The organism is Hominimerdicola alba, from assembly GCF_900112155.1.
In the GTDB taxonomy this organism is placed as follows: domain Bacteria; phylum Bacillota; class Clostridia; order Oscillospirales; family Ruminococcaceae; genus Hominimerdicola; species Hominimerdicola alba_D.
On record NZ_FOKQ01000006.1, the window covers coordinates 52,996 to 75,099 of the forward strand.

Here is a 22,104-nt window from a genome sequence, read left to right on the forward strand (position 1 = left end):
ACCGCAGGAAATCCCATCAAATAAGCTGAGTACCCTCATATCACACACTCACTTTCCGGCAAAAAAGAAAGGATATGTGCAATTACATCGACCGTCCACCCGTTGCCGATACACTTGTATCGCTGAGTTTTAGAAATGCCCTCCGTGTAGTTATCGGGGAGAGTCTGTAAACGCTCTGCTTCAATGGGCGTGAGCTTGCGGATAACGTAGTCACCGTCAGGCAGATCAATCTTATACAGACCTGTTTTCGCACCTTGACCGCCACCGTTTGCGGAAAGCGTGACGGACTTGCCGATAACAGAATAGATACGCTGTCCCTGTCCGCCCTTGCCGTACTGTCCGATACGAACAGGAGTGGCAATCGCTGTAGTACCGCCGTTGAAGCCTGAATTTTTGATGATCGTTGCTTCGCCGTACTTGTGATAGCCTGCCATGACAGTACGGGACTTGTCCGTACCCTGATATGTATTGATCGGGATAGGCTCTGCGACCATAGTACGCTGTTTGCGTTCAAGGGTGTTGAACAAAACCGCACCGTCATAAGAAGCTGTCATACAGTAGGACTTGTCCTGCCAAGCTACACCGCTTTCAAGCACATCTTTCAGTAAAATGCCCTTATCTTCGGGAAAAGAAGTAAAAGGGATATTCGTCCAGTAACAGCGTTTTCTGTTTTGTGCCGATACAAGCGCGGAGTTTATCATGATAGGCTCTACACCGAGAACCTTTGTGATCTCGTCCTTGATATTCTGATGAACGGAGTAGTTGTTTTCATAGAGGAAATACTTACAGCCCGATTCCTCTAAGGCTCTCACATATTCCTTAAAGAGCCTGAACCCTTCGCCGTTGCAGTCGATTTCTCTATCCTTTTTGGCAATAGACCAATAGGTGCAGGGCGAACCGCCAAGCAGTAAGTCATATCCTTTGAACTGCGTGAAATCGCCGTCATATACATTCCCGTGATGAACGATTACGGGGAAATTACGCTTTGAGACCGTGACGGCATACTTGTCGATCTCAAACGCATCATAGCACTCCACGGGTATGCCTGCCCTCTGTAAAGCAAGCATACCGCAGGAGATACCGTCAAATAAGCTGAGTACCTTCATTAGACAAATTCTCTCTCTTTTCTCATTGTCTTATGTTATCTGTTCTGTTGTCCGGAACTTTGAATCCACTGGGTTCAAAGTTGATTATTCTTCGTAGTAATCCTCACAAAGATCGTAGTAGTTCTCCTGAAGCTCCTCATATTCCTCGCAGAGCTTGTCATACTTCTTCTGGATAACAGTCTTTTCATGGGCGAAGTTCTCCGCAGCGGTCAGATTGCCGATAAACTGTCCGGCTTCAAAGCCACGGAGAAACCACTTCTTTCTCACGCCCTCAACCGCCTTAGCAGTAATGCCTGCAATTCCTGCAGCCCCTGCCACCGCTGCCGCACATACACCGATCTTCTTCATATTTCCCATTCTTTTGCCCTCTCTTTCTTATTCTTCATCGTCCTGATTATCGTAGAACCTCATATCGTCCTCGTCCTCAGTGATCTCAGTATCATCGTCATACTCAGGCTCAAACTGAACCGCAGTCTTTGCTGTACCGCCGTTCTTTTTCTTCATCAGGAAGAATCCTGCGGCACCGACACCGATCAGAGCAAGCACACCGAAAACAAGAATCATACTGTTCTTGTTCATAGGAACGGGCTTTACCTGAGCTTCAGGCTCAGATGTTTCCTCGCCGTCCTCAGCGGTATCTTCGGTATAGTCTGCATCGGTACTGTTGCCGGACTGCACTCTGCCGTTTGCTCTTTCCGCTGCCTGAGCTGCCTGTTCGGGTGTGATCTTCTTTTTATCGTCTTTTTCCTCTGCTCCTGCATAAAGAAGCGCGTAGAGGTCGTAATCATCGACCTTGTTCAGAAAATACACGTTGTCCTCGCCGTTCTTTGCGGTATAATTGATCAGCACATAGAAAACGTGACCGTCCTTTGTGGTCACGGCGATGAACTGCATTTCCTCCGTGTTGTAGATGATCTGCTCAGACTTGATAAGGGTTGCATTGCCGTCAGTATCGTAATAGGGATCGCCGTCATAGTCGGGAACAACATCGGTTGTCTCTGCCTCGGCAAGCTCACTCATGACCTCACGGAACTTCTCCATATCATCGGAGCTTTCCGTTACAGTGGAGCTTTCGTCCGCAGGATCAGAAGCGGTTGTTTCCGTAGTATCTGCCGAGCTTTCCTCATCATCGACCGCAGTAGTTTCTGCTGTTCCTTCTTCGGCAGAAGCCCTCTCAGCGGCAGAAGCGGTAATACCGCCGACACTTGCTGTTGCAAGCATGAAAGCAGCCATCACAGCACTAATCATTCTTGTTTTCATCATTGTCCTCCTCAGAGTAAAAACTCATTTGTTCTTCGTATTTACCGCCCTTGCCGAGATCGTCTATCTCATCATCGGTCAGACCACGAGCCTTCATATTCTGAATCTGCTCATGTTCTCTGGCAAGCACGGTTTCTAATTCCTCTCCCTCACAATTCAGCTTTTCGCAGAGCGAGAGATAACGCAGGCGTGTGATTTCGGAGAGAAGCCGTCTGCGTTCCTCTGTATCACGCTTGATATTTCTTTCAAGCTGCTCTACCTTTTTGCTGAATTTCTCGATCTTTGCATCATAAAGAGCCATTCAGCACCTCCGTCAATACAGCACAAGTCGGGGATCAATGTAGTCCCAACCGTAGCCGTCAGTGTCTATATAAATATGGAAATTCACATTTCCTGCTGTTGTTTTAGCGAACTCCTGTCCGTCATTTACCGTATCGCCCTCAGAGAAGCCACTCAGGAGCTTTGCATTTGCAATGGTGACTTCCGTATCACGCTTAGTACCTCCCGTACCGTCATACCAATACTCCACATCGTCTTTGCGGATCGTGATCTTGTTATCCGTGGTATCGACATCAGTGATCTTGCCCTTGAACGGAGCTTTGAGCTTATCGCCATTGGTGCAGTACACCTTGATGCCCTGATACAGACCGTCACTGTCAGTGTTCCAACCCGTCATTTCATACCCAAACTCACGTTTCAGGGTATAGTCACGGATCGTAGCACCCGGAAGAAGATTATGCAAAGTCTGATGATTACCGTACAACGAAGCTGTACCGTCAGTGCCGATAAGAAGGCTGTAATATTGCAAACGCTCATCAGAATGTGACATACCGCCGAGCTTTTCAGCGATGACCTCATCAAAGGTCTTGTTCTGCTTGACGTTGTAATAGAGTTTGCACTCTGTTTTCCAGTATTGTTTCTGCACATATCCGAACAGTGCGGAGCAATCATCATCACCGAGCCAAGCTCTTGCATCTGCTTCGGTTATCATGAACCAAGCATCATCTCCGGTCCAGCCGTAGAATGAACGGTATTGATTATTTCCGTCATGATTGCGGAAGAAGAAATTTCCGTCACCGTCTATCCAGTAAAACGGTGCTTTTGTATGTGCGCTGTCCGCATAATAACGGTTGTCAAGCACATAGTATCCTGTCAGAGCATAACTCTTATTGGGATTCAGCACACGGTAATTGCCATTCAGATAACAGTAGCCGTCACCGTCAAGGTACTGTCCAAGCTCCGATGTGTAAGAAGTCGGCTTGAATTTGTAAGTCCAAGAACCGTCGCTTTTGCTTGCATCTTGTTCGCAGTAGTAGTAACTGCCGTCCGTACTGCTTCCACCGCCGAAATAAACATAGTTGTCAAGCTCCTCCCAACGGGACTGATTATCATACCAATACACAAACTCATATTCATCATTGAAAATTTCTTCAAGCAGATCTTCTGTATCGCCGTCAAACTCCCAATAATAAATATCATCGTTATCAGCATCGAAATCATAGTAGTACGCACAGAGGAAAGACCACAGCTTGTAGGTGTCGAAGTCATACTGCGGAGTCCAGTCATAGACCGAGGATTGTCCCCATACCCATTCATCAGGGGTATCTTCCAAATCGCCTGTATTCGCCCCGAACGCTGCAAGACCGCTTTGCCAGTCAGTAGAACTGCCGACCTTGCGTATCTTCTGATTCAGGTTATAGGCAAGCTCCGTGTAGTATTTCTCTGCTTCACTCAGGTCATAGTCCTGAGCTGCGTATGTGCCGAGGGTGAAACCGCTATGAGAGGAAGTAGCCGAGAATATCATCGTAAATATCGCAAATACAAGCAGTATTACAATGACAGGTATCGCCAGACAAAGAAAGAACTTTTTGACCTCGCTCTCATAAACATTCTTCACGAATTTCCAAGCGGCTTTCAGAGCTGCGGAGATCGTATCCTTTGCACCTTTTTTCTTTTTGGGCTTAGGCTTTTTCCGCTTCTTGTAGCTGTCATGCTTCTCTTTGAGCTTGCTTTCCTGACGGTTCAGGCGATTGTTGGACTTCGACTTCTTGTCATTCAGGCGGTCACGCTGTTTCTCCTTTTTCTGCAAACGCTGGGGCTTGCTGACCTTTTGTGCAGCCGGTTCGACTACACGTCTTTTTGCGGAGTCAATAGCGTGGAGAAAATCGTTGTCCTGATCTTCATTGACTGCCTTTTGCCAAGCGGACGCTTTCATTCTGCCTGCGGTATATGTGGCAGGCTTCAATGCAAGCAGCCCTGGATCACTGAGCTTTTTGATCTTCTTCTGATTGCGGTATTCCTTGATTCGGAACTTGCTTTCCGTTCTGATCTGCTTACGCTCAAATTTCAGCTCACGCTTTGTCTGCTTATATGCCTGCAATCGGCGTTTGTTCATCGCCTTGCGGAGCTTGTTGCCGTGTGCTGGCTTTATCTTCGCCCTATACTCAGCTTTCGCTTTTCTCAGGTCAGCCTTAGTCGCAGCCATTTTCGGCTTCTGCGTTTTAGCCTTATATAGCTTGTTATCGGCTTTCTTTAGCTGTAACTTCGCTTTTTCGAGCTTGTACTGCTTCTTTGTTTTCAGGTGATTGTGCGTACCCTTGACGGCATCGACCGCCGTGCGGCCCATGAGAAACACACCACGGTGATAATCGTCCACCGCTTCACGGGTGTATTTCTGTTTGAGCTTGTTGCGTACTTCACGCTGGGCGGTATCGGCGGTTTTGATACCGCCTGTTTCCGCTGCGAGAGCTGTATCGACTGCCGTCTGAGCTACATCATGTAACGCAAAATTCACAGCACGGGCGTTTGCCTTGAACAGCTTGCCCTTGAATGTCTTAGGCTGCCATGATTTTATCGTTCGGGTGACGGACGGTTTATCGCCAGTAATGCGGTATTTGGCATTAGCAAACTTGTGAATGATACCCCGACCGCCGTGGTGCATTTTCTCACCACGGACAATATGGGGACGGGTATGAAAGCGACCTCTGCTGTTTGCTTCACGGCGGAAGTCTATCTGAAACTGTTTCGACCGTCTGCTGACTCTATCGAAACGTGCCTGCGCTCTGCGGAGGTTATTCTCTTTTCTTTGTAAGCTCATAAATCCTCCAATCTACGCAGTTTACGCACTCTCAGTGGGCTTCGTGGTCATAAGTTTATACATTTCTGTATCAGTGGGAAAACGGTCAGTAAAGGGCAGTAAGACCTTATCATAGCGGATAAGCCCTTCGCCCGGACCGCTGTTCGTGACATACTTCATCTGTTCCTTTGAGATATGGAGTTTCTCAGCAAGAATGTCTCTGTCTCCGGCAGCCTGATTGAGCATATACACGAAGTCTGAGTTATCAAAGATGTTCTCGACCTCCTGAGAAGAAAGCAAGTCCTTGACATTTTGGGTGATACCTGTCGGCACACCGCCCCATTTACGGAAACGCTTCCAGATCTCAGCGGAATACTTCGCTGTCTGTTCTTCTTTCAGCAGAAGGTGGAACTCGTCGATATAGTAGCGAGTGATCTTTTTCTTCTCACGGTTCGCAGAAACTCTGTTCCACACGGTATCCTGCACGATCAGCATACCGACCTTTTTGAGCTGATTGCCAAGCTCCTTAATATCGAAGCAGATGATACGGTTTGTCATATCAATGTTGGTGCGGTGATTAAAGAGGTTCTGGCTGCCGTTTACGAACATTTCAAGGGAATTTGCCACACGCAGAGCGACTTCGCCTTCATTATGAAGCTCCTGCTGTAAATCGGAGAGAAGCGGCATCTTCTCAGGTGTCGGCTCATTCTCGATAAAATGCTTGTAGATACGCTGAACACACTTATCAATGACCGAGCGCTCCTCAGCGGAAAGACCGTAGCGACCGCCGACAATGATCTCACAAAGGGAAATCAGGAAGTCGGACTTATTCGCAATGACTTCCATAGGATTGCTGAACATATAGTCATCAATGGTAATGTCCATAGGGTTGATGTGCTGTTCAGAGTTGCTTGCAATTCGGATAAGCTGTCCGTGCAGAGCTGAAACAAGCGGAAAATACTCGCCTTCGGGATCACAGATGATAATATCGTCTACGGTAGTCAGAAAGCAGTCGAGAATCTCACGCTTAACGCTGAAGGATTTGCCCGCACCCGGTGTTCCGAGGATAAGTCCGTTCGGGTTCTTCAATCGGGAGCGATTAGCCCTAATCATGTTGCCCGAAAGCGTATTGATACCGTAGTAGGTAGCCTGTCCGTCCTGAAAAAGCTCCTTTGTGGTAAACGGCACGAAAATCGCAATGCCCGAAGTGTGCATTTCACGGCGGACGGGAATCTCGTTATATCCAAGCGGAAGTGTAGAAACGAGTGTCTGTTCCTGCCGATAGTCATAGGGGAACATAATGCAGTTATTCTTCTGGCACGTTCTTTTCAGCATCTCAGAAAGAAGTTTCAGCTCTTTCTTTGATTTTGCGTATGCCCTCAGCGAAATGCTGATATGGAAAAGTCGCTCATTCTTGCTGTTCAGGTCACCGAGGAGCTTTTCAATATCCTCGATATACATCTTGATCGCAGGCGGAAGAATGTCGGGATCATAACCGGACTGCGAAGCCTTTTTCTGTTCGTCGATCTTCATCTGCTCCACATTGGTGAGCTTTTTCTTGACGAATTTCAGGGCATCTATCTGGTCCAGCGGATCAACGTGGATATTCACGCAGAAAAGGTTCTGCATTTCAAGGAAGTCCTTGAGAATCTCATCGGGCAGCTCTCCGGCAAGGATATTCATACCCCATACAGCACCGTAGGCGTTGCCGATCTCAAAGTCAGCCTTATTGAATTTCAACGAGGACGGACATATAAAATCCTTTGTGTCCATTCCTGCATGAAGCATACTGTCCCAATCAAAGATGAATGGGGAATTTCTGTAAGGGTTCAGGGCATAATAGAGAGCTTCAAGGCGCTGTCTGCCGTCAAGCAGTTCAGCTTCGACTCCAAAGGCTTTGAAACCCTTGATTACGTCATTTTTAATGCTCATCAGCTTTGCCCTTGCTGCCTTATATGATGTGGATTCGATACCGAATGTAAGGAATTTTCTTGCCGACTGACCGTTAGAGCCTTTCATGAGCTTGTCAGTAAGCATTTCGCTGTACTCCTTACGGAGCGTATTGAAATCATCTTCCTGTTCGGGTATCTGCACAGTTTTTACGAGCTTTTCCTTTGACCTGTTCTGATTTTCAAAGGTAAGCTGGAATTTGATCGTATTGTCAAAGAGATTGATAACATCGCAATACTTAGAGAAGATATTGTTCTGTTCATCAAACTCAGAAATGGAGTAGTTGGCATCGAAAAACTGCACCGTCAGGGAAAAGAAGTTCTCGCTAACCTGACACACGCCGTCCTTATACATACACAGGAACGGGAGCGTGTTCTGCACAGTCGATTTGCCGCCGTTTGCACTCCTGATCTCCGCCATTCTTGCGGATAGTATCTTTTTCTCCTCTTTTGATAACTGAGAGGCAGGCTTGCCCATGATAACCTTTGCTTTGCTGCGGTTATCACTTTTCCTGGCATCTTTCTTTCTAAAGCCCATAGTGACCTCCGTTTATATTCCAAAGCGGAGACACCGAAAGTTACACTATTATATATGTGAAGCTGTTACTTCCTTTCGGCATCTCTCAGCTTCTTCTTGATTCTGTTATACTCGATCTGTCTCTCAACAGCATCGAAAATATTGGTTGACTTGTAATATCGCTTTCGTGGTCTTGTGAAGTATTCACGCATGAACTTCACCTGTTTCTCCAAGAACACGCCGTTTTTCTTGTAAATACCGCAGAGTATCGCAGGTGCAGCGACCGCACCCATAGCGAAGATAGCTCCCGACATTCCGATAGACGCTCTTGTGAGAAAGTACACAGGCGCACCAAGAACAAGACCGATACCGAAGCATATTACTTGTCTCTTTGTGAATCCCATGATGAACTTTTCCTTGATGTCGTTCAAATCTTTCGGGATCGGTACATAATGTGCCAAATAATAACCTCCGATCTTGTTCTCAGTGAGCGTTGAACACTGATTTGCTGATAGCTCCGGTACGGAGAATCGTGAAGATAAGTGCTGCGGTATAGCCGAGAAGCAGTCCCATTTGCAGGATCACGCCGTCTGTACTTGCGTTCAGGGCGACGATTGCATTGCTGAACAAAGTCTTGAAAATACCGAGTGCCACTACGATAAAGAACCCCTGGAAAGAAAGAGCGAGAAGCTGTTTGATCCAGTTCTTACCGATAGAAGCCCATTCACCGCTGTCCATCATGGTTGCCATAGGGATAGGTGCGATTGATAAGTACATGAACACCTCAATGATTCTTGAAGCGAGTGTAATAACAATAGCCACTATCAGTATCAGCACTCCAAGATGAACAATAAGGGATATAAACCACACCGTCATCAGTTCACCCAAGCTCAGACCGCTGAGTGCAGACGGATTGATCGAGAGCGTGGAGGATAGATAATCTCCGGTCCCGAATAGCGTGGCAAGTCCGTTGGAGCATACCGTTGTGCCAAACGAAAATAGTGCTGAAGCGATGTAATAAGTGTTGGCGACAAGTATTACACCGCATAAGGCTTTGATGATCCATTTAATGAAGATCGAATCATCGAAGTCCTTGAAATTGTTTCCCCGAAGCACCATCTGACATAGTTCATTCAGAAGAATGATAGTCAGTATGAAGCCACCGATAGGGACAACTACGTTATTGCATAGCGTTTCGATAGTTGACCAGATCGTAGTTCCGCCACTTCCGCCACCGGTAAAAGCGGACGGGTGCTGCGTTACGAAGTCATTGACAAGCCCACCGCTTCCGCCTGAACCCGTTGTTTGTGAAAACGTATCGGTCAGAAGGTCTGAAATGCCGTCAAACTGAGATTGAATGCCGTCCTTGAACAAGTCTTTACACCAATCTTCCAGTGCATCTATCGCATCGCTGATTACTCCCATTTATTCATCACCCCCATTTCAGGAGTTACTGAGATGATCGCTCATATACCCACCGCTGCCCACCGCATGAGCGACCTTTCACAATTCTATTGAATCGGCGTGATTTATATAGCGTTCAGCCGAGGTTTACGCTTGTCTCTTTCCTTGAATCTTCGTGTGTCAGATTACACTGCACCTGTCATCATGGTTTCGAGGACAGGAACGAGGATAACTGCAAGCAGGATCAGACCAAGACCAGCCATAAGCTGCTTCATGCCCTGAGACTTCGCACCGGGGTTATCATTACCGTAACCTTCAAGGAGGTTTACGACACCCCAAAGCGAAACACCGCCGCCGATCAGGCAGATAACGGACTTGAGAACGGTGCAGGCAGTAGTGATGAAGGACGAGGTATCGACCACGCCCGTACCTGCTGCGAATGCCTGAGTAGTACAGGTTGTTGCCATAACGCCTGCAATAGTGCAGAACATGGTTGCCTTCTTTGCACCACGGGTGAGCTTAGAAAGCCACTTGTGCTTCGGTGCAGAGGTGGTGGTTGCTGTCTCCATTGCGGTTGCATCGACCGCAGAAATATTCAGTTCGTTCATAGGTAAAAAGTCTCCCTCAAAAAATAAAGTAAAGATTGTCCGCAGCTTCAACCGATTCTCTTTTTATTCGGTTTCTTCGCTGTCTGAGTTAAAAGCCGACATATATCTCTTTTTCTTCGGTTTCCTCAGATATTACAGCATCAGCGTTATCTGTTTCTTTTGCTGGTGCCGTTGCAACTTCCTGTCCGGCGTTGGTCATATCAACACCAAATGCCGAAAAACTTTCTCCTTTGCGCAGTCTCAAACGCATCTCTTTTTGGTCACTCACATAGGTTTCGATGTTGAACTCCTGCGCAGGATTATCGTCTAACAGCATAGGGTACTGCTTATGACGGGTAATATCAAACTTGTCCGAGAAGAACGGACGCACTCCTCGCACTTGCAAGATACATTTACCGCCGTCCATGACCGCCAGTTCGTCCTGAGATTTCAGCTCTTTTCCGAGCTTCTGATAGTTCATTCCGTAGCTTTCCGATTGTCCACGATTGGTAGAGGTATTGAAACTGTCGATAGTTTCCTTACCGAGACTTTCGGATATTTCTTTCAGCGTGGACTTCTCCTTACCGCCCAAAAACAGCATCGTATCACAGTTGCCCTCAATCGTATCTGCATTATCTTTATAAATAGCCTTTAGCTGGCTCTTAGCTTGCAAGATGATCGACGCACTGATTTCACGGCTTCGGATAGTCGCTATGAGTTTCTCAAACTGCGGAATTTCGCCAATATTCGCAAACTCATCTAACAAACAGCGTACATGATAGGTTAGCTTTCCACCTGGGGAATTATCTGCTTTTGTGCAGAGCAGATTGAAAAGCTGAGAATACATGATAGCCACAAGGAAGTTAAATGTGGCATCTGTATCGGAGATGATTATGAAAAGCGCACTCAGCTCGTCACCGAGCTTGTCAAGGTGCAGCTCATCGTAGGAGGTGATCTCCAAGACCTCATCTATTGCAAAAGGCGCGAGTCGTGTCGAACAGCTAATTAAGATAGACTTAGCCGTTTTTCCGGCAGCGAGTTTATACGCCTTGAATTGTTTGAGTGCAAAAGCACCCAAGCGCCTTTGATCGGCATCGGGTTCAGCTTCAAAGACATCACCGTAATCAGCCATAACATCAGGATCATCGTGCTTTGTGCCGTTCAGCCAGCATTCTACGATCTCGAATTCAAGGTCAATACAGTTCTTGAACTCCTCATCGTCCTCACGGCATTCTGAATTGTTTATCATGTCGATCAGCGTTTCAAAATTCCACTGATCTTTGGGGTACATCGCAAAGATAAGGGCAATATACGCAGTATAAAGCAATTTCTCCGCTTTCACCCAAAAGTCATCGCCGGACGGCTGCTGAGAGGAAGAAGTGTTCTTGATTAGCACTTCCACGAATTTCAGTATGTCTTTTTCACGGTTCTTCTTGCTGATGTATGCAAACGGGTTATAGTGCATCGACTTCGCAAAATCTATGGTATTGAACACCTTGATTTTGTAAGGCTCATAGACAGGGATATATTTACCCTTTTCGTCCTTGATTAAATAGCCTTTATCGTCCTTGCGGTACACAATTTTCCCGTCTTTGTCACGTTTCAGGCGGCCCCGTTCAAGCATCTTTCCGCACTCCACAAGCACCGTGCCTTTCGGATCGGTGACTACATAGGAGGAGTGCATCTGCATCAGGTTCGGCTTTACGAAAAAACGTGTTTTACCGGAACCTGAGCCACCGATAACGAGAATGTTCTTGTTACGGGCGAATTTCGGTGCAGAGGGCTTACCCATTGTCAGAGATTCCGTCTTTGTGAGGATCACATTGTTTTCGGGGCAGGATAAGTCCATATACGGCTCAATATCCTTTTGCGTCCCCCATACGGCAGAGCCATACTCCTCACCCTGGCGAAATTTCTTCCTGTTTTTCGACTTGACATAGAGGACGAGCCTCATTACACCCGCAAGAACCAAGCCGAAAAGAAGATCAAACGGGTGTAAACTGGGAAAGATTCTTGCAAATGCCACACCGAGATTACTCATGAAGGGCAGGAGCTTTTCCTGAAAGCCGTTGCCCTCAGCGGTTCGGTACGCAAAGCCGATCAGGTTACCCACATAAGAGAAAGCTACATAGGGGATAGCCTTGATGATCAGCTTTTTGAGTTTTCTCGTGTCGATCTGCAATGTGCAGACCTTTCCTTTCTGTTGGTATCGGCATCAAAAACCGCCGTAAAAACATCATCGCCCCTTGCCCGTGGAACGGGTGCAGGCATGAAATAGCCGTAGATCATCGTCTTTGCTCCCTTGTTTTCTCTCTCTGTTTCTGTTTGCGAGGTTTGCTCCTGAGCTTCTGAGCCTGCTGCTGCATCTGCTCACGGGTGAACTCACCACGCTTCTTCGATTTGCCCTGTCCCTTGCCGACATACTCTGAAAACGCTCTCTTGAAATCCTCTGTTTTGGCAGCGGAAAAGAAAACATGATAGGTAGGCGGAGTGGTGCTTTTATCTCTTTTCAGGGCAAAATCCACATCATACTTCCTTGCGGTTTTCAGAAAATCTCCGATATTCCTGTCCGAAACCTCAATGCTGTCGAGCTTGGACGGTGACTTAGCCTGCAACTGCTTGTAGGTCATTCGCCCTTTTTTCTCTGCCTTGCCCGACATAAACTCCTGCAATGCTGATTTCAGCACATCAGCGGTCATTTTCTCCGCCTTGATCGAAATGTCGATAGTTTTCTTCGCACCGTTCTCATAGTCCGACGGCATTACGCATCACCGCCGGACTTGACCTCATAGACCGCATAGGCTTCCATTGCCAGCCAGTCATGAAGGTCTTTGAGTGCAGCTTCGGCTTCTTCAGGTGTCTTATAGTTGCCCATAGGAATCTGATTGCCGGAGGTATCCGTTCCGATCATCTCATAATCGGGAGTGATAATACCGTCCTCGTCCGGCTCGGCATCGTCCCAATTCATTTCGATACCGATCTTGACGAGATTATCGTAGTTCAGAAACTCGCCATACTGCGTAGCGATAGTCTTAGCCATGATCTTCACCTTCCTTTCCAAAAAGCTCATTTGCCGAATTTCAAGCGGTTGCGTCCGATTTCTTCACCGCACCCATAGCCACCACCTCCTCTCAGGACAATCAGCCACCATAACCGCCAAAATCTCTCTTGACAGCATACTCAGCCCATCGTCCCTCAGCATTTTCCTTGAAACGCTTTCCGTTGGCTTCGTTGAACAGAGTGCTGATAAGATAACTCTCATAGTTCCGCACATTGTCTGTACGCTTCATCTGCTCTATAGCGTTTTCAAGAACGTTTATATCAACCTTGAGCATAGCGGACTTAACAACCTCCCTGGGGAAGTCCTGTCCGCAGATACGCTCTGTTTTCTTTCGGGAGCATATCCGCCGAACGATCATCTGAACGATCTCCTCAGCTTCTTCCTCATCACCGAGCCATTCTGCAAAGTAAGGAAATTCGATGTTGGTTTTCACCACATCGGTATAAACTTCTTTTTCGCTGATATATCCGTCAATCAGTCCATCTGTCTGACTTTCAACATTTTCAACAGCTTTTTCGCTGTCGGAGGGGGATTGATTGATAGATACTTGATCACTCAGTATTTGATTTTTCTTTATTTTCTTCTTAGTATTTATTTGCCCCTGATTATCTACCGCTTGAATTTCTATGGGTAGAATTTCAAGGGGTAGATTTTCTATGCCTTGTTTTTCTGCCCCTTGCGGAGATTTTTTTACGGAGATTGTTGAAACATCTCCGTCCTCATCGTATGTATCATCATCGTTCTGGTCGGCATCAGGCGTATCCTTTTCGGAATACTCATAGAAGTCGTAGACATACTCGATTCGACCGCTGTTTGTTTCATTCGGCATCAGCTTCGTGACAACAAGATAGCCCCAATGCTTCAGCTCGTCCAATGCTGCCTTGATCGCTGTTTCTTTCTCTTTGCAGATAGCCGTCAGACCTGAGATTGAGTAATCCCAATTCTCCGGCAGAGAAAGAACCTTACTCAGAAGCCCGATTGCTTTCAGGCTGAGGTTCGTTGACCGCAGATGATAGTTGCTCATTACGGTATAGTTGGCGTTTTTATTGACACGGCACACCGATGAAGCTGTTGTTTTGTTCTTTTTCGATTTTTTAGCAGACATATCCATTTTCCTCCTGTTTGCAGCTCAGGCGAGCTTCATTTGCGTGATCCTAACCTTGTTGACGGCATAGGTGTTGCCGATACGCAGGAGGTAACCTTTGTCGGTCAGTTCACTTAAAGCCTTTTTGATTGTCCTCAGCGAGTCATTCTCACATACAGCACAGAGGTCAACTGCCTTGACATAATCCGTATCAGGATTATTGAGCATCTTGGAAAGAACTCCATTAGCTTCGAGAGAAAGCTCATTGTCATTCGGTTCAATCCTCAGATTTCGGGACATAGAAAATTCCTCCTTGTTTTGTTTGTTTTTTTACAATTTGCTTGACAACGTTTGTTTGCCATGATATAATGGTAGAAAGGTCAAATATGTCATTTGATCTTATTGTGAAACTAAATATTTTTTTCAGCTTAGAGGTTTGAAGATTATGCTGAGTGGCGATTATGTGCCTTGCGCATAGTGATTTTCTGATTTATAGGCAAAAAAATAGCGTCCCTCATTTCTGAGGAACGCTTAACACAGTATTCAGTTTTAGGCATAAAAATAGCGTATAGCGCTCCTGACATTCATCATAGAGCGATATACGCTGAGATGTTGATTTCCATTTTTCTACCGTGGTGAACCTCGTTTGATTTCTACCACGTTTCTACCAACCTTTTCTTTCTACCAGCCTTGATTCCATTACTTTCTACCACGCTTCTACCAAATCAACCATTTTTCCATTTTTCCTATTTTCCCGATTTTTCGTATGTTTGTATTCTGAGTGTTAGAAAAGCCCCGAAAACAGGGAATAATCTGCCGTAAACTGCAATGCTTTGCAACGATTTGCAAAGTTGCCTACAATTCTCAAAATCTGCCGGTAGCAATACCGTACCGGTTCAAGTCCGGTCAGCGGCATATAAAGAAAAAAACAGACCTTTTCGCGGGTCTGTTTTTTTGTTATATAGTAAAATGCGTCAAGATATTCCGTAACAGGGGATACATTTACGTGCGAATAAATTCAAAAAACGGCTGTACGAATTTACCAGTACAGCCGTTCTGTGATTATAAATAATTATAATGCGATGAATCTGAATGCTCTTTCATTGAGCTTGCTTATTTCCCACTTGCCGTTGACCTTTGCGCATATAACAAGCTTATATTCCGTGTCAGATTTGAGCTGTGGAGTGGTGATAGTGGTAGTATCGGCATCTGTGTAGCCCTGTACCTTCCACTTGCCGTTTATAAACACAGCAACGCCGTATTTCTCAGCACCGGGAACGCCCTCCCAGTCGATCTTTGCCTTATGAGTTTTACTGTTTATGTTAATATTACTTACCTTGGGATAAACAACGATCGGAGGATTCGGCGTAACGATGATTGATTTTGAATAATCCTCGAACCAATAATCGCCGAACATGGCAATTACTGCAACCTCATATTTCTTGCCTGCTGTAAGCCCTCTTACAGTGTAAGAGGTGTCGGTCGTCTCGTTGAACTTTGTCCATTCGCCGTTCACATTACCGTATACGGCGTACTTCTCAGCGCCGATAACTGCGTTCCATTCGAGGTTCGCACAGCCATTGCCGGGAGTGTAAGTGACATCTGGATTAACCGGATTCAATTCACATATGAATCCATGTCCATCAAGATTGTAAAAGGAACCAGCGTATCCTGCACCGCCGTCGGCTGCGTCATTCCAGGTACCTATAGGCTTATTACCATTGAACACATGAATGTAGATCTCGTTATTATTTCCGTAGTTATTTGGTTCGTTATATGCCCAATTATTATACTCAAAGTTTTCTCCGGTAACCCATTTCCAGGGTTCCCCAACAGCATCACGATATCCGCCTATCCAGTAATTGTTGCAGACTTTATCAAGATGTTCTTTTATTGCGGTTTGTTCATCTGCAGAAGTGATAGTAGCAAGATGTCCGCCCAGCTTCTCACACGCTTCCTTTGCTTCAGTCCATGTAAGACCACCGCTGTACAGCTGATATACATGACCGCCGAATGTGAAAGTATCGATAAGTACTTCTTTAGATTCAGTTTCTTCTGTCGCGCTTGCCGCATTATCTGCAGCACTTCCGATGATCGAGCCGCCGCATGAGAACGCAAGTGTAAGTGCAGCTATTCCGCACAAAGTATTTTTTAATAACATAATACCATTCCTTTCATTTTTATGTTAAAAATATTATACAATAAAAGCTGTACACGGTCAATGGCTAAATAATCCAAAGTGATATATAAGTATTAATATATTTATATATATATCAAATAAATAAATCGGCAAATAAATTTGCATAACGGAGCTCTTGTTTAGTATCTACGGAGCGTGGATTGACTTTTCGGCTGCTGTGAGTTAAAATATAGGCAGAGGTGAGGATAATGGATCAGATAAAAACAGGCGCACTGATAAGGCAGCTCAGGCTGGATGCGGGGCTTACCCAGAAGCAGTTGGCAGAAAAAGTTAACGTTAGCGATAAGGCGGTATCAAAATGGGAATGCGGCAACGGCGCGCCCGATGTATCTCTGCTTACCGCCCTTGCAGAGGTCTTCGGTACAGATGTGAACACATTGCTTTCGGGCAGTAAAGATATCAATGAAAGTGAGAAAGGCGATATGAAAAAAATAAGATTCTATGTTTGCAAGGATTGCGGCGGCATAATGACCTCCACCTCGGAGGCTGCTGTCAGCTGCTGCGGAAACAGACTCTCTCCGCTGGTGCCTAAAAAGGCTGAGGGCGAGGAACTATTAAAGACAGAAGTCATCGACGGTGAACTCTTCGTGACTTCAGACCATGAGATGACCAAGCAGCATTATATCTCATTTGCGGCATATGTTTGCGACAATACTATGATGATGTTCAGGCAGTATCCCGAATGGAAAATGCAGGCAAGGCTCCCACTTGTCCGCATGGGCAGGCTGATATGGTACTGCACCGAACACGGCGCGTTCTATCAGGATATACGATAACAGAACGACCCGCTCCCACGTAAGGGAACGGGTCTGTATTTTTATTTTACATATGAATATGCACCGACATCCCATTCGGGGCAGTCGTCTACAGATTGTGGAGGATAGGGGTATTTGCCGACGATATTGCTGTCTTCGCTTTCGCGCCAGAACACTTCAAACTGGGGATATTCATGATAAAGATCAGTGATCGTCACTCCGATAATACCGCTTATTTCGTAATCTTTGAGCATAGCTGCGGCTACATCGGCAGCCGACTGCTCGGTGACTTCTGAGAGTTCTCCCTTGGTTTCCATATCGCCAATATATACTTCTACTGCGCTATAAGCTTTTTTAGCATTTGTGATTGCGGTTTTCAGTTCAGGGTCAATTTTAGTGTGTTTTTCAGTTTCTTTTTTTGAGTTCTTCATTCGTGGTTTTCCCGAACACTTATACTCCGCGTCAACGTCCCATTCGGGGCATTCCTCCACAGATTGGGGAGGTTCGGGATATCTGCCGACGATTTCCGGATTTTTATCTGAATGCCAGAACACTTGAAAATTACATTCGTTCAGATCAATTAATTTTACTCCGACTATTCCACTATAACCATCGGAAGACAATTCTTCAGCTGCTTTTTTAGCAGCCTCGTCTGCGCTTGCTTCTGAAAGTTTTTCCATAAATTCCATATCGGCAAGATATTCAGCTACCGCATTATAAGCTGATTTAGCATTTCCATTTGCGGATTTCAGTTTTGTTTCCGCCACATAATCCTTAAATTCAGAAAGTGTTAAGCCATTAACTTTGCATGAAATATCGGTCTTTTCTGACCACTCGGGCATATCATCTAAGCTTTGAGCAGGGTCTGGGTACTGCCCGATAACAGAACTGTCTTCGTCGGCACGAAACTGCACCGTGAAACTGAACTCCTCATTATTATCGAAGCAAATGCCCACCGTACCGCCGGGGAATACGCGTTCGTAGTAGGTAAAAACCAATGCTAAATTCTCAGCTGCTTCCTGTTTAGTCTCCTCGGAAAGATTTTCCATCGATTCCATATCGGCAAGATATTCTGATGTCAAATTATATCCCATCTCTGCCGCTAGATTAACTTCTTTAAGAAGATCTTCCCGGGAAGTTTCACTGTTTTCATCCTGTGATTCAGCCACCGAAGATATGCTTTCCTGTTCATTTGTAGGTGATTTTTCCTTATCTATGCAGGCTGTTATGCTCAAAGCCATAATTACCGCAGCTGCAAATGCTGTGATCTTCTTCATTTTTGTTCCCTCCGTGATAGTTTTTATCAGTTCTGCGGATCATTGCCGCTCACATCATATATACGTTTCGGAGGGGGAGATTTTTCAGTGTGAATTTTCACAAATATGTGGAGCGTTATATGTGTGTGATGCACAAAAGTTCCAAGCAGAGGGCTTACAAAAACATTATCCGATGGTTGCGCGGTGTTGCTTTAAGTTCTAAACTCTGACTAACGGATCTATTATTCTGCCGTGTATGAAGCTTCGGCATTAGCTGCCCACGCAGGGATATCATCTACGCTTTGTGCAGGTTCGGGGTACTGCCCGATAACAGTGCTGTCCTCATCGGCACGGAACTGCACTGTGAAGTTGAGAAAGCCATAATCATCCGATCCATCGAACCTTACGCCGACCGTACCGCTGATGTTTCCGTTTGAACCTAGTTCCTTTATCGCAAAGTCGGCAGCTTCCTGTTCGGTCGCTTCGGAGATCCTGCCCTGTGTTTCCATATCTGCAAGATATTCTGCAACAGCGGTATAGCCTAACTTTGCATTGTTGTTAGCCGCTTTCAGCAGGTCTTCACGAACCTCTTCGCTGATACTGTTATCGCTGTTTTCATCATTTGCCGCCGCCGATTTGCTCGCCTGCTCCTTTTCGGCTGACTTTTCAGTGTCTCCGCAGGCTGTCATGCCTAAAGCCATAATTGCCGCAATTGTGAATGCTGTGATCTTTTTCATTGTAGTACCTCCAAAATAGAAAAATAATTATCAAACCTTAATGCCCTCTCTGCTGCCGTCCTCGTAAACAAGCTCGATCTCCTCTGCGCTTATCTGCCGTGCGGAATCGATCCATTCTGAGGATATCTCCCGCACAGCACCGTCTGCCGTATAGCAGACAACAGCTCCGCATCCGTAAACTACTGCGAAGCGTTCGTCATTGTCTATCAGAGCGCCCTCGGGGTCGCCGTACATCTCGCAGATCGGGGATTTTGTGCCCGCCGCTTTATCGACGAGCACAGCTCTTTCGTAACAGCCCCTTATCTCGAAATTCGGGCTCTCCGCCAGCAGAAAGTCTTCATGGGAAGACATATCCTATATCTCCTCAACGCTCAGACCTGTACCCTCAGCGGATTTGATCTTTTTGAAAACTATCTTGTCCATGTCAAGTCCGCCAAGACCGAAATGCAGTCTGAATATAGTATAGCGGGAGAACAGGGGCATTTCTTCCACTGCGAAGGTCACGGGCTTTCCGCCTGTGCCGTTCCATGTGAATGTGCCCCATGCAGTACCCATGCTGAATACCGTCACAGGCATCTGAGCCAGCTCGCTCTGTTCCGAACTTGCAGTCATTTCCATGCGGTACTGACCCAGCTGTGCCACATCCACAGTGAAGCTGAAATCGAGATTTCTCTCGGTTTTGACACTGCTCATATCTATGGTAAGTTCGCCGTCCAGCAGGAAAACTCTTTCGCCTGCGCCGTCATCAACTGTTTCGGCGGGTTTGTTGATAACTTCAACTGCCTCGTCCTCGCCCAGCTTTCTCGCCATAGCGTGAGTATCCATCATAAAGGCAAGAACATTTTTTGCCGACCTCTGAAGTTCGCCGCGGGTAAGTCTGCCGTCACCCAGCGCCGCTATAACATTGTCATTACCGCTGCCGCCGTCAGCGCATACCATATACACATCGTTCTGCGCACGTACCATCGCCGCGAAATTATTCTTGTCGGGGGCTTCGCCGCGGTCGTTGATGTTAGCCCACCAGTCTGTCATGGTGAAGCCGTCAAAGCCCCACTGCTTGCGGAGTATCATGGTGTTGAGGTCGAAGCTTCCCGCAGTCCACAGGTCATTAACCTTGCCGTAGGTGGTCATGACAGACCTTGCACCGCCATCCTTGACAGCCGTTTCAAAGCCGCGGAGATATATCTCCCTCAGGGCTCTTTCGCTCACAGCCGAATCAAGGAAATGTCTGTTGGTCTCCTGATTGTTTCCGCAGAAATGCTTGACAGTGCCTTCTACTACCTGGGAATGCAGACCTTTCAGCTCGGCAGCCGCCATATCTCCCGTGAGGACGGGGTCTTCGGAGAAATACTCGAAGTTTCTGCCATTTAGCGGGTGACGGTGAATGTTCATGCCTGGTCCCAGCAGACAATCTACCTTGTTAGCCCTCATCTCCAAGCCCAGATATGTGAAAAGCTCGGTGATAAGGGGCTTGTTGAATGTTGCCGCGATAAGAGTACCGTTAGGCAGGCTGAAAGCCTTTGTGCCCACATCAAGTCTCATGCCCGAAGGACCATCAGAACAGCAGCCCGCAGGTATGCCAAGTTCTTCAAGATGCTTTGCCACACCGCCGAAAGCCGCCGCAGTACCGGGAGTTACCTTAGGCGAGCACATACCCTCGCCGCGCACAAGGCAGTTCAGGTCATTGTCGTCAAGCTGTGCTATGAATTCATCAAGGGTGTTCCTGCCGTGGAAAACATCGGCGGTGCGTATGCCCTTGTCACCTGTGAAAGCTATCTCTTCGGGGAGATATTCAAGCCTGCGTGCGGCTTCATCCACCTTTGAAAGGGGAGTATCCTCATAGGAGAGCCCCTCGGCGGTGCGTACCATTCTCTTGAAAGGCATAACAGGGGCAAGAGCCTGCTCAAGCTGTTCTATGACCCTGGTATCATCCTGCACGAAGGAGAAGCACTCAGCTGCACTGCGCACATCACTGCCCGCATAGAACTTGTACTCGCCCGCTTCCGTTACCCACGCATAAGCGTGACCTGTAACTCCGCTGTCATCGTATGAAGCTATATCGCGGTCGCTGACTTCTATGGTCAGTATCTGCTCTTCGTTGGGGGCAAGGAGTTTTGTCTTTTCAAATCCGCAGAGAACTCTTGCAGCCTTGCCGAGTTTGCCGTTTGGGGCTTCAGCATAGACCTGAACTACTTCCTTGCCTGCGGTATTTCCAACATTCTTCACCTTAGCGGTGATAACTGCACCGCTGTCCGTTTTTTTACCCTCTGCGCTTATCTCGAACTGAGTATAGCTCATGCCGAAGCCAAAGGGGAATCTGACTTTGTCCTTGGCAAAGGTCTCAAAATATCTGTAGCCTACGTATATATCTTCAACATAGAAATTCCTGTCCCTGTTATGGAAATACTTGTCCGAGGGGTAGTCGGATATATCATATGCGATAGTATCGGGCAGTTTGCCACAGGGAGAAACCTCGCCCAGCAGTACCTCAGCCGAGCCTGTACCGCCTGTCATTCCGCCCTGCCATACGTACATCACCGCATCGGGGGAGAATTCGTCGATAAAGCCCATGTCGATAATATTGCCCACATTAAGCAGTACGACCATCTTCTTGAAATTGTCCCTGACCTTGCGGAGCATAGCCTTTTCACCGTCGGTCAGCAGATAAGAACCCGCCTTTACGCCGTTGTCCTGCTCTTCGCCCGCAGTACGTCCGATGATGCATACCGCCGTATCGGAGGTCTCAGCCGCCTTTTTAACCAGAGCGTCATCAAGTGGCATTTCTTCCTGACACCAGGGCTCACCGCCCCAGCCCTCGCCGTAGTCGTAGGGGTGTTCAGCCACATAGTCCCTGTAAGTTTTCAGCACTTCTTCGTTTAGCTTTGCACCCGCTTCAAGCAGACCGTCAACAATGCCTGTGACCTTGTCAACATTCACCATGCCCCCCGAGCCTGTGCCGCTTTTGTAATAATCCAGCTGTATACGTCCGAAAACAGCCGTTTCCGAGTTCTTGTCCAGCGGGAGAGCGCCATTGTTCACCAGCAGTACAGCGCCCTCTGCATTGACTTCTGCCGCTTTTGCAAGATATTCGTTCCAGTTTAGTGTAGCCATA

The 22,104-nt window shown here is 46.8% G+C and carries 21 protein-coding genes; 1 reads left to right on the top strand and 20 read right to left on the bottom strand.

Translation table 11 applies throughout. The features are described 5' to 3' along the window. Window positions 1-35: 35 nt before the first annotated feature. The 16 genes from BM265_RS04990 to BM265_RS05060 all read right to left on the bottom strand — a co-directional run bounded on the left by BM265_RS04990 (window position 36) and on the right by BM265_RS05060 (window position 16,205). Window positions 36-1,106, bottom strand: coding sequence for a DNA cytosine methyltransferase (locus BM265_RS04990; protein WP_074960471.1), 1,071 nt, complete (start codon window positions 1,104-1,106; stop codon window positions 36-38). A gap of 84 nt (window positions 1,107-1,190) precedes the next feature. Then, complete coding sequence (locus BM265_RS04995) at window positions 1,191-1,463, bottom strand: hypothetical protein (RefSeq protein ID WP_074960472.1); 273 nt, start codon at window positions 1,461-1,463, stop codon at window positions 1,191-1,193. A gap of 18 nt (window positions 1,464-1,481) precedes the next feature. Beyond that, on the bottom strand, window positions 1,482-2,366 hold the full coding sequence (locus BM265_RS05000; RefSeq protein ID WP_074960473.1) for a CD1107 family mobile element protein: 885 nt from the start codon (window positions 2,364-2,366) through the stop codon (window positions 1,482-1,484). Next, the gene (locus BM265_RS05005) at window positions 2,347-2,667 is read right to left on the bottom strand and encodes a hypothetical protein (RefSeq protein WP_074960474.1); all 321 of its coding nucleotides are present in this window, start codon (window positions 2,665-2,667) and stop codon (window positions 2,347-2,349) included. Before BM265_RS05005 ends, BM265_RS05000 begins: the two co-directional genes overlap by 20 nt. Before the next feature lie 12 nt (window positions 2,668-2,679). After that, complete coding sequence (locus BM265_RS05010) at window positions 2,680-5,463, bottom strand: hypothetical protein (RefSeq protein WP_074960475.1); 2,784 nt, start codon at window positions 5,461-5,463, stop codon at window positions 2,680-2,682. Between the two features lie 21 nt (window positions 5,464-5,484). Continuing rightward, window positions 5,485-7,929, bottom strand: coding sequence for a VirB4-like conjugal transfer ATPase, CD1110 family (locus tag BM265_RS05015; RefSeq protein ID WP_074960476.1), 2,445 nt, complete (start codon window positions 7,927-7,929; stop codon window positions 5,485-5,487). Between the two features lie 65 nt (window positions 7,930-7,994). Next, on the bottom strand, window positions 7,995-8,369 hold the full coding sequence (locus tag BM265_RS05020; RefSeq protein ID WP_074960477.1) for a PrgI family protein: 375 nt from the start codon (window positions 8,367-8,369) through the stop codon (window positions 7,995-7,997). A 22-nt stretch (window positions 8,370-8,391) separates the two neighbouring features. Next, window positions 8,392-9,333, bottom strand: coding sequence for a VirB6/TrbL-like conjugal transfer protein, CD1112 family (locus BM265_RS05025; RefSeq protein ID WP_074960478.1), 942 nt, complete (start codon window positions 9,331-9,333; stop codon window positions 8,392-8,394). A gap of 164 nt (window positions 9,334-9,497) precedes the next feature. Continuing rightward, on the bottom strand, window positions 9,498-9,734 hold the full coding sequence (locus tag BM265_RS20565; RefSeq protein WP_242940782.1) for a Maff2 family mobile element protein: 237 nt from the start codon (window positions 9,732-9,734) through the stop codon (window positions 9,498-9,500). A gap of 274 nt (window positions 9,735-10,008) precedes the next feature. Then, complete coding sequence (locus BM265_RS05035; protein WP_347500810.1) at window positions 10,009-12,075, bottom strand: VirD4-like conjugal transfer protein, CD1115 family; 2,067 nt, start codon at window positions 12,073-12,075, stop codon at window positions 10,009-10,011. Then, window positions 12,048-12,188 (bottom strand): hypothetical protein, encoded by a 141-nt coding sequence (locus tag BM265_RS19975; protein WP_177219540.1) that lies wholly within the window; start codon window positions 12,186-12,188, stop codon window positions 12,048-12,050. The genes BM265_RS05035 and BM265_RS19975 overlap by 28 nt, the downstream gene beginning before the upstream one ends. Further along, complete coding sequence (locus BM265_RS05040; RefSeq protein WP_074960480.1) at window positions 12,185-12,661, bottom strand: PcfB family protein; 477 nt, start codon at window positions 12,659-12,661, stop codon at window positions 12,185-12,187. The genes BM265_RS19975 and BM265_RS05040 overlap by 4 nt, the downstream gene beginning before the upstream one ends. Then, window positions 12,661-12,939, bottom strand: coding sequence for a hypothetical protein (locus BM265_RS05045; protein WP_074960481.1), 279 nt, complete (start codon window positions 12,937-12,939; stop codon window positions 12,661-12,663). Before BM265_RS05045 ends, BM265_RS05040 begins: the two co-directional genes overlap by 1 nt. A gap of 100 nt (window positions 12,940-13,039) precedes the next feature. After that, window positions 13,040-14,065, bottom strand: a complete 1,026-nt coding sequence (locus BM265_RS05050; protein ID WP_074960482.1) for a DUF6017 domain-containing protein — start codon at window positions 14,063-14,065, stop codon at window positions 13,040-13,042. Between the two features lie 24 nt (window positions 14,066-14,089). Next, window positions 14,090-14,344 carry a hypothetical protein gene (locus BM265_RS05055; protein WP_074960483.1) on the bottom strand — a complete coding sequence of 85 codons (255 nt, stop codon included), beginning with the start codon at window positions 14,342-14,344 and terminating at the stop codon, window positions 14,090-14,092. Window positions 14,345-15,116: 772 nt separating this feature from the next. Beyond that, entirely contained in the window at window positions 15,117-16,205 is a 1,089-nt protein-coding gene (locus BM265_RS05060; RefSeq protein ID WP_074960484.1) for a C-type lectin domain-containing protein, read from the bottom strand. Between the two features lie 227 nt (window positions 16,206-16,432). Here BM265_RS05060 and BM265_RS05065 point away from each other — a divergent pair, with 227 nt between their 5' ends. Continuing rightward, window positions 16,433-17,020, top strand: coding sequence for a helix-turn-helix domain-containing protein (locus BM265_RS05065; RefSeq protein WP_074960485.1), 588 nt, complete (start codon window positions 16,433-16,435; stop codon window positions 17,018-17,020). Window positions 17,021-17,061: 41 nt separating this feature from the next. Here the strand turns inward: BM265_RS05065 and BM265_RS05070 are convergent, their stop codons facing one another. The 4 genes from BM265_RS05070 to BM265_RS05085 all read right to left on the bottom strand — a co-directional run bounded on the left by BM265_RS05070 (window position 17,062) and on the right by BM265_RS05085 (window position 22,103). Beyond that, a complete protein-coding gene (locus BM265_RS05070) occupies window positions 17,062-18,276 on the bottom strand; it encodes a hypothetical protein (RefSeq protein WP_074960486.1) in 1,215 nt (404 codons plus the stop codon). Between the two features lie 221 nt (window positions 18,277-18,497). Then, complete coding sequence (locus tag BM265_RS05075; protein ID WP_074960487.1) at window positions 18,498-18,992, bottom strand: hypothetical protein; 495 nt, start codon at window positions 18,990-18,992, stop codon at window positions 18,498-18,500. 30 nt (window positions 18,993-19,022) lie between these two features. Then, window positions 19,023-19,343, bottom strand: coding sequence for a hypothetical protein (locus BM265_RS05080; protein ID WP_074960488.1), 321 nt, complete (start codon window positions 19,341-19,343; stop codon window positions 19,023-19,025). Between the two features lie 3 nt (window positions 19,344-19,346). Next, on the bottom strand, window positions 19,347-22,103 hold the full coding sequence (locus tag BM265_RS05085) for a glycoside hydrolase family 3 protein (RefSeq protein WP_074960489.1): 2,757 nt from the start codon (window positions 22,101-22,103) through the stop codon (window positions 19,347-19,349). Window position 22,104 lies beyond the last annotated feature (1 nt).

Coding starts and splice junctions, on each gene's coding strand:
- BM265_RS04990 (WP_074960471.1), bottom strand. CDS start 1,106: ATGAAGGTACTCAGCTTATTTGACGGTATCTCCTGCGGTATGCTTGCT.
- BM265_RS04995 (WP_074960472.1), bottom strand. CDS start 1,463: ATGGGAAATATGAAGAAGATCGGTGTATGTGCGGCAGCGGTGGCAGGG.
- BM265_RS05000 (WP_074960473.1), bottom strand. CDS start 2,366: ATGAAAACAAGAATGATTAGTGCTGTGATGGCTGCTTTCATGCTTGCA.
- BM265_RS05005 (WP_074960474.1), bottom strand. CDS start 2,667: ATGGCTCTTTATGATGCAAAGATCGAGAAATTCAGCAAAAAGGTAGAG.
- BM265_RS05010 (WP_074960475.1), bottom strand. CDS start 5,463: ATGAGCTTACAAAGAAAAGAGAATAACCTCCGCAGAGCGCAGGCACGT.
- BM265_RS05015 (WP_074960476.1), bottom strand. CDS start 7,929: ATGGGCTTTAGAAAGAAAGATGCCAGGAAAAGTGATAACCGCAGCAAA.
- BM265_RS05025 (WP_074960478.1), bottom strand. CDS start 9,333: ATGGGAGTAATCAGCGATGCGATAGATGCACTGGAAGATTGGTGTAAA.
- BM265_RS19975 (WP_177219540.1), bottom strand. CDS start 12,188: ATGATCTACGGCTATTTCATGCCTGCACCCGTTCCACGGGCAAGGGGC.
- BM265_RS05040 (WP_074960480.1), bottom strand. CDS start 12,661: ATGCCGTCGGACTATGAGAACGGTGCGAAGAAAACTATCGACATTTCG.
- BM265_RS05045 (WP_074960481.1), bottom strand. CDS start 12,939: ATGGCTAAGACTATCGCTACGCAGTATGGCGAGTTTCTGAACTACGAT.
- BM265_RS05050 (WP_074960482.1), bottom strand. CDS start 14,065: ATGTCTGCTAAAAAATCGAAAAAGAACAAAACAACAGCTTCATCGGTG.
- BM265_RS05055 (WP_074960483.1), bottom strand. CDS start 14,344: ATGTCCCGAAATCTGAGGATTGAACCGAATGACAATGAGCTTTCTCTC.
- BM265_RS05060 (WP_074960484.1), bottom strand. CDS start 16,205: ATGTTATTAAAAAATACTTTGTGCGGAATAGCTGCACTTACACTTGCG.
- BM265_RS05065 (WP_074960485.1), top strand. CDS start 16,433: ATGGATCAGATAAAAACAGGCGCACTGATAAGGCAGCTCAGGCTGGAT.
- BM265_RS05070 (WP_074960486.1), bottom strand. CDS start 18,276: ATGAAGAAGATCACAGCATTTGCAGCTGCGGTAATTATGGCTTTGAGC.
- BM265_RS05075 (WP_074960487.1), bottom strand. CDS start 18,992: ATGAAAAAGATCACAGCATTCACAATTGCGGCAATTATGGCTTTAGGC.
- BM265_RS05080 (WP_074960488.1), bottom strand. CDS start 19,343: ATGTCTTCCCATGAAGACTTTCTGCTGGCGGAGAGCCCGAATTTCGAG.
- BM265_RS05085 (WP_074960489.1), bottom strand. CDS start 22,103: ATGGCTACACTAAACTGGAACGAATATCTTGCAAAAGCGGCAGAAGTC.